This window comes from Peribacillus cavernae, from assembly GCF_003989135.1.
Taxonomy (GTDB): Bacteria; Bacillota; Bacilli; order Bacillales; family DSM-1321; genus Peribacillus; species Peribacillus cavernae.
The window spans coordinates 43,608-53,468 of sequence record NZ_RYZZ01000045.1; the positions used below are offsets into that span (position 1 = coordinate 43,608).

General features: G+C 44.2%; 12 protein-coding genes. 5 read left to right on the top strand and 7 right to left on the bottom strand.

Annotated elements, in window-relative coordinates; all coding sequences use genetic code 11:
* The first annotated feature begins 158 nt into the window (after positions 1-158).
* A complete protein-coding gene (locus ELQ35_RS21125; RefSeq protein ID WP_126867156.1) occupies positions 159-1,139 on the top strand; it encodes a metal-dependent hydrolase in 981 nt (326 codons plus the stop codon).
* Positions 1,140-1,246: 107 nt separating this feature from the next.
* Here the strand turns inward: ELQ35_RS21125 and ELQ35_RS21130 are convergent, their stop codons facing one another.
* The gene (locus ELQ35_RS21130) at positions 1,247-1,513 is read right to left on the bottom strand and encodes a YfhJ family protein (protein ID WP_126867157.1); all 267 of its coding nucleotides are present in this window, start codon (positions 1,511-1,513) and stop codon (positions 1,247-1,249) included.
* Between the two features lie 111 nt (positions 1,514-1,624).
* Between ELQ35_RS21130 and ELQ35_RS21135 the strand changes: the two genes are divergently transcribed.
* The gene (locus ELQ35_RS21135) at positions 1,625-1,792 is read left to right on the top strand and encodes a small, acid-soluble spore protein K (RefSeq protein WP_126867158.1); all 168 of its coding nucleotides are present in this window, start codon (positions 1,625-1,627) and stop codon (positions 1,790-1,792) included.
* A 133-nt stretch (positions 1,793-1,925) separates the two neighbouring features.
* On the opposite strand, the gene ELQ35_RS21140 is transcribed toward ELQ35_RS21135, so the two are convergent.
* Both ELQ35_RS21140 and recX read right to left on the bottom strand, forming a co-directional pair.
* The gene (locus ELQ35_RS21140; protein WP_126867159.1) at positions 1,926-2,246 is read right to left on the bottom strand and encodes a YfhH family protein; all 321 of its coding nucleotides are present in this window, start codon (positions 2,244-2,246) and stop codon (positions 1,926-1,928) included.
* 142 nt (positions 2,247-2,388) lie between these two features.
* Positions 2,389-3,201, bottom strand: coding sequence for a recombination regulator RecX (gene recX, locus ELQ35_RS21145; RefSeq protein ID WP_126867160.1), 813 nt, complete (start codon positions 3,199-3,201; stop codon positions 2,389-2,391).
* Positions 3,202-3,284: 83 nt separating this feature from the next.
* Here recX and ELQ35_RS21150 point away from each other — a divergent pair, with 83 nt between their 5' ends.
* The 3 genes from ELQ35_RS21150 (at position 3,285) to ELQ35_RS21160 (ending at position 4,770) form a co-directional block, all read left to right on the top strand.
* A complete protein-coding gene (locus ELQ35_RS21150; RefSeq protein WP_126867161.1) occupies positions 3,285-4,199 on the top strand; it encodes a TIGR01777 family oxidoreductase in 915 nt (304 codons plus the stop codon).
* Positions 4,200-4,347: 148 nt separating this feature from the next.
* A complete protein-coding gene (locus tag ELQ35_RS21155; protein ID WP_126867162.1) occupies positions 4,348-4,473 on the top strand; it encodes a YfhE family protein in 126 nt (41 codons plus the stop codon).
* Positions 4,474-4,578: 105 nt separating this feature from the next.
* Complete coding sequence (locus ELQ35_RS21160; protein WP_126867163.1) at positions 4,579-4,770, top strand: YfhD family protein; 192 nt, start codon at positions 4,579-4,581, stop codon at positions 4,768-4,770.
* Positions 4,771-4,974: 204 nt separating this feature from the next.
* Here the strand turns inward: ELQ35_RS21160 and ELQ35_RS21165 are convergent, their stop codons facing one another.
* Genes ELQ35_RS21165 through ELQ35_RS21180 form a run of 4 tightly spaced genes read right to left on the bottom strand, consistent with a single transcriptional unit; the run spans position 4,975 to position 9,694 of the window.
* Complete coding sequence (locus tag ELQ35_RS21165) at positions 4,975-6,540, bottom strand: fatty acid--CoA ligase (RefSeq protein ID WP_126867164.1); 1,566 nt, start codon at positions 6,538-6,540, stop codon at positions 4,975-4,977.
* Positions 6,541-6,564: 24 nt separating this feature from the next.
* Positions 6,565-7,719, bottom strand: coding sequence for a thiolase family protein (locus ELQ35_RS21170; RefSeq protein WP_126867165.1), 1,155 nt, complete (start codon positions 7,717-7,719; stop codon positions 6,565-6,567).
* Positions 7,720-7,744: 25 nt separating this feature from the next.
* Complete coding sequence (locus ELQ35_RS21175) at positions 7,745-8,890, bottom strand: acyl-CoA dehydrogenase family protein (RefSeq protein WP_126867166.1); 1,146 nt, start codon at positions 8,888-8,890, stop codon at positions 7,745-7,747.
* Between the two features lie 36 nt (positions 8,891-8,926).
* Positions 8,927-9,694, bottom strand: a complete 768-nt coding sequence (locus ELQ35_RS21180; protein WP_126867167.1) for a 3-hydroxyacyl-CoA dehydrogenase — start codon at positions 9,692-9,694, stop codon at positions 8,927-8,929.
* Positions 9,695-9,861 lie beyond the last annotated feature (167 nt).

Here is a 9,861-nt window from a genome sequence, read left to right on the forward strand (position 1 = left end):
TACCTGCAACCATCAACGTTGATAATTGCAATACTTGTCATAAATACTTCAAATTAATTTTATTTGGACATTTTGCAAGATTGCGCTATGATTATGAATCATACCGATTATACTGTTTTTGCGCCACTTTGAAGTGGACAGCAAGGGAGGTAAACTCTTTGGATACTGGTACTCACTTTGTCATGGGAATAGCACTTGGAGGACTCGCAACTTTAGATCCCGCCGTAGCAGAAGGTTCTGTTACTGCAACTGCGGTTATGGTGGGTACAATACTCGGTTCCCAGGCTCCCGATATCGATACATTTCTTAAATTACGAAACAATGCAGTTTATATCCGAAATCATCGGGGCCTTACCCATTCATTGCCGGCTGTTCTTTTATGGCCGCTTTTGATTAGCGGCACCATCTATGCCTTGGTTCCTGAATCAAATTTATTCCATCTGTGGATTTGGACCTTTTTGGCTGTGTTCCTGCATGTTTTCGTCGATATATTTAATGCATATGGTACACAGGCCCTTCGTCCGATTTCATCAAAATGGGTTGCGCTCGGAATCATCAACACATTTGATCCGTTTATTTTCGGCATTCATATTGCCGGGTTGATATTATGGGGCCTTGGTTCCCCGCCGGGCTACACATTCTTATCGATGTATGGAATTTTGGTTATTTATTATCTGGCACGGTTTAGGGAACAGCGGATCATTAAAAAAGCGGTTAAGATGCAGATTCCTGAAGCAAGGAAAATCATCATGTCATCTACGATGAGATATCATCGCTGGAAGGTGGCTGTCATCACCGAAAAGCATTTTTATGTCGCAAGGGCCAACAATGGTGCTGTGACAATCCTTGATCAGTTTGAACGTGTTCCACTGCCGGTAAGTGAGGTTCTCGATGTTGCAAAATACGATAAAAACCTGGCTGCTTTCCTTTCCTTTTCCCCCGTTTACCGTTGGGAAATCGAAAGCAATGACACTACTCACGAAGTCAGATTCATTGATCTGAGGTACAGAAGCAATGGCTTTTACCCTTTTGTAGCAGTCGTCCATCTCGACCGTGACTTGAATATCACTAATTCCTATACCGGCTGGATCTTTAGTGAAGCAAAGCTCCGAAAAAAATTAAATATTTTACCGGGATAACCAGCGAAAGTTGTTATTTTGCTGGTTAGGTGAATCCCGCTAATAAATAGCTGGCCCATTGGTTTATCCTAAAGTTGCTTTGGATATTCCAAAAGAGGCTGGCTTTTTTAATGGAGATTTTCTTTTTTGTTTAACAGTTGCTGATATTTCGGATTCTTTCCCATGAATTCATGCAGCCTTTCACCGTGATTTTCAACCCATTGCCTTACAACGCGTGCTGTCATTTCTTCACCGGCATATTCATGGCCGGCCTTGGCATAGGTTGCTTCAAAATCCTCCCATAAAAGTTCAATCCAATTTCGGGCTTGTGTAAAAGAAAGATTACTGTTTTTCTCCAATAATAGGTCAGTCAGTCTGTCGTGATGTTCGTTCATATGAATCACCTCTCTACCATTTTTTGATCGTCTTCGTTCCAACATATTTCGATGCTTTTTACCCATACTAGTAATGCGCTGACTCGCATTTCGATTTTAGGAGGGGAAAAAATGAGGAATAAAGCAAAGAACTTCCCAAATCAGAACGGCAATAAATTCGAGGGGGAACCGCGTGCTAAAGCTGAATATGCTTCAAAACGCGCGGACGGCTCGACAAATACCCATCCCCAGGAACGAATGAGAGCATCTAACCAGCGGGAATCAGATACGCTGCGATAAGGTGAAACTTCTATTAGTGGGGGGCTTACTGTCCGTTCATGCGCGATAATTCGCGCGTCCCCAAGCAGAGCCGGATTGCTGCAGGAAAAACAAACAACTTCCTGTAGTCTCCGGCCCTTATTTGCTCATCGCTCTACTTAACTTTAGTGAGCATCGAAATAGGCAGTGCTTCTTCTTTTCCGCTTCCATTCAGGCGGTATCCCCAGGCAAACACTCCATTTAAATATTCCACCTTGAAATAAGAACCCGGATCCCCCTCGATATGATAAATTTCCCCCGGCTTGTATTCCTTGGGGTTTAACAAATAAGCTTTTGCCATGACAGCCTTGCGCTCAAGTACAGCAAATTCATTTACCGCTCCAAGCTGCTCAGCCTTGCGCGCTTTTTCCTTAAGTGCAGCGATTTCCTGGTTTAACTCATGTTGTGTCATTCGGCTGTATCTTATATCATTCATTTGTAACACCTCTATTTTTATCTTAATCAATAATGCCGGAATTGGCTATTTTGGTGCGTTTGATACACTCACAGAACGGGAAGTTAAAGAAATGATTGATACTAATGTTATCGAGAAGAGAAACAAATCATTATTGAATCCGTTAACTAAGCTCCTTTTTTTCTGCTAAATACCGTTCAATCGAGTCGATTGGGAATCCTTTGCGGAACAGGGCTTGCTTCATTCTTTGCTCATACTCAAAGCCTGTGTATTTTTGCAGCCGGCGATGGGCTTTTTCAGCTTGATGGCATAGCGAATACCATTCTTCATCATCGCCTTTTTCAAGGCTAACGTTTTGCAAGGATTCTGTGATTGCTTCCATGGAAAACCCTTTTCGAAGCAATGTTTGTTCCAGCTTTTGCTTCAGGGCGCGTTCAGAGATACCTTTTTCTTTCGCAATTGACTTTTCGGCAAGCTTTCGGGCGTGTTCTTCTTGAATTTCAAACGGATACTGAAGCAAGGCCTGCTCAATGATTTTTTCGTTAATGCCTTTTTCTTTCAGCTCAAGCTTTATCGTTAACGGTCCTTTATTGCCGCCGTTAATTTGTGTTCTGACGAATGCCTGTGCAAACGCCAAGTCATCCAGGTATTTATAATTATACAGCTTATAAACAGCTTCCTGGATAATCGGATCATCGATTTCTTTTTTCTTTAAATAGGAACGGATCTCTAATTCCGATCTCATTCGGTGTGATAAATAATTCAAGGCGTACGTAAAGGCTTTTTGGATGTCATCATAATATTGAATATCAGCAAGGTCAAATTCGTCAATATCTTTTCCTTTTTTCAGATTAAACTTCAAAAGGACTTCTTCATCCACGCTAAAGGCATATTTTTCACCTTTGCCATCATCTATATAAATGTTATAACGATCTTTTCGTTTTTTTTGGCTCGTTACTTTTGTAATTTGCGGCATAAAATCACCCCTGATATTAATGTAACACATCCCAAAGGATGTTTTATGTGTAAAAGACAGAAATTTTTCAAGGAGGTATATTCATGAAAATTGCGATTGCCGGGGGCAGCGGGTTTATCGGAACGGCGTTAACCGAAGAACTTCTCAAAGAAAAGCACGAGATATGCATCCTGACTAGGAACCCTGATAAATATGTATCGCATGAACAAGTCCGCTACGTTCAGTGGTTGTCCAATGGAGCTTCCCCCGAAGAAGAACTGGAAGGGATAGATGTTTTTATCAACCTGGCCGGGGAATCCCTGAATAGTGGACGCTGGACTGCTGAAAGGAAGAGAAGAATCGTCGAAAGCCGTATACAATCATCAAAAGAGATGACACGAATTCTTTCACAGCTTCTTAAAAAGCCGGAAACCGTAATAAATGCCAGTGCCATTGGCTATTACGGCAATTCAGAAGTAATTACATATACAGAGGATACCCGCTCAGAAGGGGATGATTTCCTGGCCAACACGGTTAAAATTTGGGAAAAAGAGGCCATGAAAGCAGGTTCCTACACGTCAAGGCTTGTGTTAACCCGCTTTGGTGTCATACTGGGTAGAAAAGATGGGGCATTGCCAAGCATCGTCCTTCCCTACAAGCTATTTGCAGGCGGAAGGATCGGTAGCGGTCGGCAATGGGTGTCCTGGATTCATATTCAAGATGTCACACAAGCCATCATTTTCTGTATGAAGCATAAAGAAATCAGGGGACCGGTGAACTTTACCGCTCCTCACACGAAACAAATGAACGATTTTGGTCAATCAGTAGGAGCAGTTTTACACAAGCCTCATTGGTTTCCAGTGCCAGCATTTTTACTGAAAAGGTTACTCGGGGAAATGAGCGTCCTAGTTTTAGAAGGACAGAAAGTACTTCCTGAAAAGCTGCTGAATCATCAATATCCATTTATCTACCCTGATTTGGCGCCCGCCCTGAAGGATCTGCTAACGGACCGGCGTTGAACGTTACTTTTTGACTGAGAGGTATGTAAAATGTACGCCTTTTTCGTCTTTAAAAGCAGCCAACCGACCTGAAAAAGCATAATCAATGTATGGATTTACGCGGTGGGGAAAAAATGGGTATATACTTTCCTTAAGGAGATGATAAGCGATGGATCAAAAGAGAAAAGAAAAAATGAAGAATACACTGTCAAGCACGCAGGCAGTCCTTTATGCCCGCGAATTTAAAAACGCCGACCGTGCCGGTGGATTTACAGAAAAAAAAGGAAGACACTAAAATGCTGCCCTCCATACATATTACCGATTCCTTCTGCAGAAAATATAACGGTAATGGCTAAAGCTTCGGGGTCATTCCGAATTATTTCTTGAGGAGGCTGCTAATATGGGTAGAAATAATATTCACCATAATCGGGATAAGAATAAACAAACACTGCCACAGGTGCCGAAGAACTTAAAAAGCGACGGACTGGATGTTGAATATTCCAATGAGCTTGCGGATCATAATGATCTAGAGTCGCAAGTACGTTCTGACGCAGCTGATCAACGCGCAAGAAATAGACAAAAAAGCAAATAACGTAAAAACAGGGAGGATCTCTTCCCTGTTTTTCTTTTTGACAAATGGATAAAGTTATCAACACGCGTGTGGATAACGTGGATATCTTTTGGAAAGCTTGTAGTCATACCATTTGAAAAAATCATTTTATCCCCACATTATCCACAAAAGCTATGGATAACATTGTGGATAATGTGGGTAAGTTGATGTATCCTCATGGTAGCGCTAGTTATGGTTGTGGATAGCGTCTTCCAGCTGCTTACGGAGGATAAACTTTTGAATTTTGCCGCTCGCATTTCTAGGCAGTTCATTGCAGAACATATACTTTCTAGGACGTTTATAATTTGCAAGCGTCCTGCTGTTTTTACACCACTCCTCCAATTCTTCTTCGGATAAGGAAGAGTCTTTGGCTACGACAAAGGCTGTTACAGTTTCACCCCAACGATCGTCGGGCTGGCCGAGAACAGCACAATCAAGAACTCCTGCATGCTCATAAAGAGTGTCCTCAACCTCTCTTGGATAAACGTTCTCTCCCCCGCTGATAATCATGTCATCTACGCGGTCCTTGACCCACAGATAACCTTCTTCATCCAGATAGCCAATATCCCCTGAATGGTACCACCCCTTGTACAGAGCTTTTTCGTTGGCTTCTTCACGCCCGAAGTAGCCGCTCATCATACATGGACCTTTAACGAGGATTTCGCCGTTTTCCCCTGGCGGCATGACATCATCCGGATCAGATGGTCCGTCTTCTTTAGGGCGTGCGATAATAATTTCATGGTTTAGGCAGGCTTGGCCTGCGGAGCCAGCCTTCCTTATTTGATCTTCTTCAGAAAGCAACGTGATTGCTGGACCCATCTCCGTCATCCCGTAAGCTTGAACAAGTTCAATCCCCAGTTTTTCCCGGCATGCTTTTACTAGTGTTGGCGCCATCGGGGCAGCACCATATAATCCGAGCTTTAGACTTTTTGTATTATATTCATCCAGATTTTCCTGCAGGAGCATATTCCACATTGTCGGAGCGGCAAAAAACTTGGTAACCCTTTCTTCTTCAACTAATTGTAAGACTTTCTTAGGATCAAATTGGTGGAGAATGATACTTTTTGCACCTACGTGAACGCGTGGAAGGAAAGTACAGTGCAGTTCGGCACAGTGGAACATCGGAGCTGTGATTAACCCGATATCATCACTGTTAAAGCTGCAGCCATTAATCAAAATCATGCTTTGTTCAACCATGTCACGTTGCCTATGAAGAACCCCTTTTGGTCTTCCGGTAGTCCCGCTTGTATACATGATTGCATAAAGATCTGTTTCTTTTATGTCATCAGTCAATTCAGCTTGAGGCGCATTAGCCACTTTTTCATGATAGTTTGCCGCATAGGAAGGAGTGTTTTCATCAATGAACCAGAATGCCACTTCGGGAAAGCGTTTTTCAATGTCTGCAATGGTAGTCTCAAGCGCCTCTTCAAACAGGACAACCTTTGGTTTTGCATCACTCAAAATAAAGCTGAGCTCCTCTTCCATAAGACGGAAATTGATCGGGTTGAAAACAGCTCCGATTTTGGCACAGGCAAAAAAGGCGGTCGCCAGTTCTTCATTGTTATAAAGATACGTGGAAACACGGTCGCCTTTTTTAACGCCATCGGCCAACAGGGCATTAGCCAGAGAGTTTACCCGATGACTCCATTCCTGATACGTATAGCGCACTTTTCTTCGCTCATCATAAAGTGCTTCTTTGTTGGGGAATTTTTTTACCGTCAAATCAAAGATCTTGCCAATTGTTGTTGACATCCTGGTTCCCTCCCTGACTCTTCCTCATTTTAATAGACGTTCAATAATGGTCGCATTGGCCATGCCGTGGCCTTCGCACATTGTTTGCAGGCCGTATCGTCCGCCAGTTCGCTCCAATTCGTGCATCATTGTAACCATCAACCTCGCTCCGCTGCCGCCCAGTGGATGTCCAAGCGCGATCGCCCCGCCATTCGGATTGAGTTTCTTCTGGTTTGCCCCCGTTTCTTTCAGCCAGGCAAGGGCTACTGGAGCAAACGCCTCATTCACTTCAAAAACGTCAATGTCATCAATGGATAGTCCTGATTTCTTAAGTGCTTTTTCTGTAGCCGGGATTGGCCCAGTTAGCATCAAGGTTGGATCTGAGCCGACGACAACCCTTGTATGCACACGGAAACGCGGTTTCAAGCCAAGCTCTTCTGCTTTGTTTCGTTCCATCAAAAGAAGGGCAGCTGCACCATCGCTGATCTGGCTTGAATTTCCGGCATGAATCAAGCCATCTTCTTTAAAAACCGTTTTAAGCCCGCCCAGTACTTCCAGAGATGTCTCTTTCCTTGGTCCTGAGTCTTCGCGGATTTCGGCATTGCTTCCATCCGCAAGTGTTCCTGTCACGGGGATTATTTCACGGTCAAAAAACCCTTCGGCTTGCGCACGCAATGCTTTTTGATGGCTTTCGAGAGCAAATTGATCGCACTCTTCCCTGGTGATACCATACTTCTCAGCAATTCGTTCTGCGGACAAACCCTGATGGATCATTTCATAGCGCTCTGTTAATTTTTCGCTCAATCCTGATCCTTGATAGTTGGAACCGATCGGAACGCGGGACATGTTTTCCACTCCGCCAGCCACGACAACATCCATATCTCCTGACAGAATTGCCTGTGCGGCAAAATGTACCGCCTGCTGGCTTGAACCGCATTGGCGGTCAATGGTCGTTCCTGGGACTTCAATCGGGTATCCGGCAATCAAGGCTGCCACCCTTGCAATATCCCCAGCCTGCTCACCGACCTGGCTGACACAGCCCAAAATCACATCATCGATAATTTCCGGCTTGATCCCGGTACGGTTCACTAATTCTTTTAAAACCTCTGCCGCCAAATCATCAGGACGGATGTCTTTAAGTGCCCCATTCTTTCTGCCAACTGGTGTACGGATTCCTTCAACAATGACTACTTCACGCATATTATCTTCCTTTCTGAAATCTAATTTATAATCCCAGGTTTTTCGCAATGATTGTCTTCATTATTTCATTTGTGCCCGCATAAATGCTGGCAACAGGGATATCGCGGTACCTTCTTGCAATCTTGTATTCTTCCATATAGCCATAGCCGCCATGAAGCTGCATGCATTGCGTCGCAAGCTCCCTTGCCATTTCGGTCAGCTTCCACTTGGCCATGGAAACCTTAGTCACGATATCTTCACCGGAAATGTGGCTGGCAACCAACTGATCCAGAAAAGTCCTCCCCATCTCGATTTCCGTGGCCATCTCGGCAATTTTGAACTGGGTATTTTGGAATTTCCCTATTTGCTTACCGAATGCTTCCCTTGTTTTTACATACTCAAGCGTCATTTCGAACATATCTTCTGCAGCCACCTGCGCGGCAATCGCGACAACCAAACGCTCCTGCTGCAGCTTCTCCATCAGATAGGAAAAACCTTTCCCTTCTTCGCCAAGCAAATTCTCCTTAGGCACACGACAGTCCTCGAAGATCAACTCGGCTGTATCCTGACAATGCAAGCCGACCTTATTCAGTTTCCGGCCTCTCGAAAAACCGGGAGTATCCCTTTCGATGACAAGCAGGCTTACTCCTTTATGCTTCGGTTCGGCATGGGGATCTGTTTTACAGGCGACAACGATTAAATCGGATTGGATTCCATTTGTGATAAACGTTTTTTGTCCATTTACAAGATAGTGGTCATCTTCAAGAATTGCAGTCGCCTTTATATTGGCCAGGTCTGAACCAGTGCCGGGCTCTGTCATGGCAATCGCGGTGATGATTTCGCCTGTCGCGCACTTAGGCAGCCACCTCTGCTTTTGCTTCTCCGTACCATATGCACTAATATAGGGTACAACAATGTCGCTGTGAAGACCTACACCGACAAGCCCTGTACCTACACGCTCCAACTCTTCATTAATGACAACTGAAAAGCCCCAATCGACTCCTGCACCGCCATATTTTTCATCCAGATCGGGGCATAAAAATCCCTGTTCGCCAAGCTTCTCCCAGAAAGAACGCGGGATCATACGGTCCTCCTCCCACTGTTCATAATAAGGATAAGCTTCTTTGTCGAGGAATTTTCGCAATGATTTACGGAACATGTCATGCTCTTCAGTTAGATACAGATGGTTCATGGACTCTCCTCATCTCCGGATTGATTTTCTGCCGCCTTATTTCGGCTGCATTCTGATTGCGCCATCGAGGCGGATGGTTTCACCATTCAGCATCGGGTTTTCAATAATGCTTTCCACCAATTTTGCGTATTCTTCAGGCAATCCAAGCCGTGAGGGGAACGGGACAGTTTTCCCGAGCGAAACCCGCGCTTCTTCAGGCAAAGTATCAAACATCGGCGTATGAAATAGTCCCGGTGCGATAGACATGACCCTGATGCCGCTTGATGCAAGTTCCCTGGCAATCGGCAGCGTCATCCCAACAATGCCTCCCTTTGAAGCACTGTACGCAGCCTGCCCGATTTGTCCCTCGAAAGCGGCTACAGACGCCGTATTTATAATCACCCCTCTTTCACCGGTTTGATTTTCTTCGTTATGTACCATTTTTTCGGCAGCCAGGCGGATGACGTTAAAACTACCTATTAAGTTAATCGATATTACTTTAGAAAAGGAGTCCAATTCATGGGGTCCTTTTCTGCTCAACACTTTTTTTGCGATCGCTACTCCGGCACAATTCACAACTGCATTAATAAAACCAAATGATTCAATGGCCTGATTCAGCGACCTCCAGACATCTTCCTCTTTTGTAACGTCAGTCTTTACGAACAAGGCGGACTCTCCCAAATCATCTTGCAAACGCTTACCTTTTTCTTCAGAAGTGTCCAATATTACTGCTTTTCCACCCTTGTCTGTAATATTTCTAACAGTTGCCTCCCCAAGCCCCGAAGCACCGCCAGTAACTATAGCAATAGCATTTGAAATATTCATGCATAACCTCCCCCGTTTTCGTTCTCTCTGATGCTATCTTTCTAAATCTTCCGAATATACCTTATTATAGCAGGGAAAAGGATATTTTTAAAATTTATAATAAAGATTTTTTAGGGAGAACCTCAATATCAAAATAGTAGAGTAGGACGAGGGCTTTCGCCCTCGGA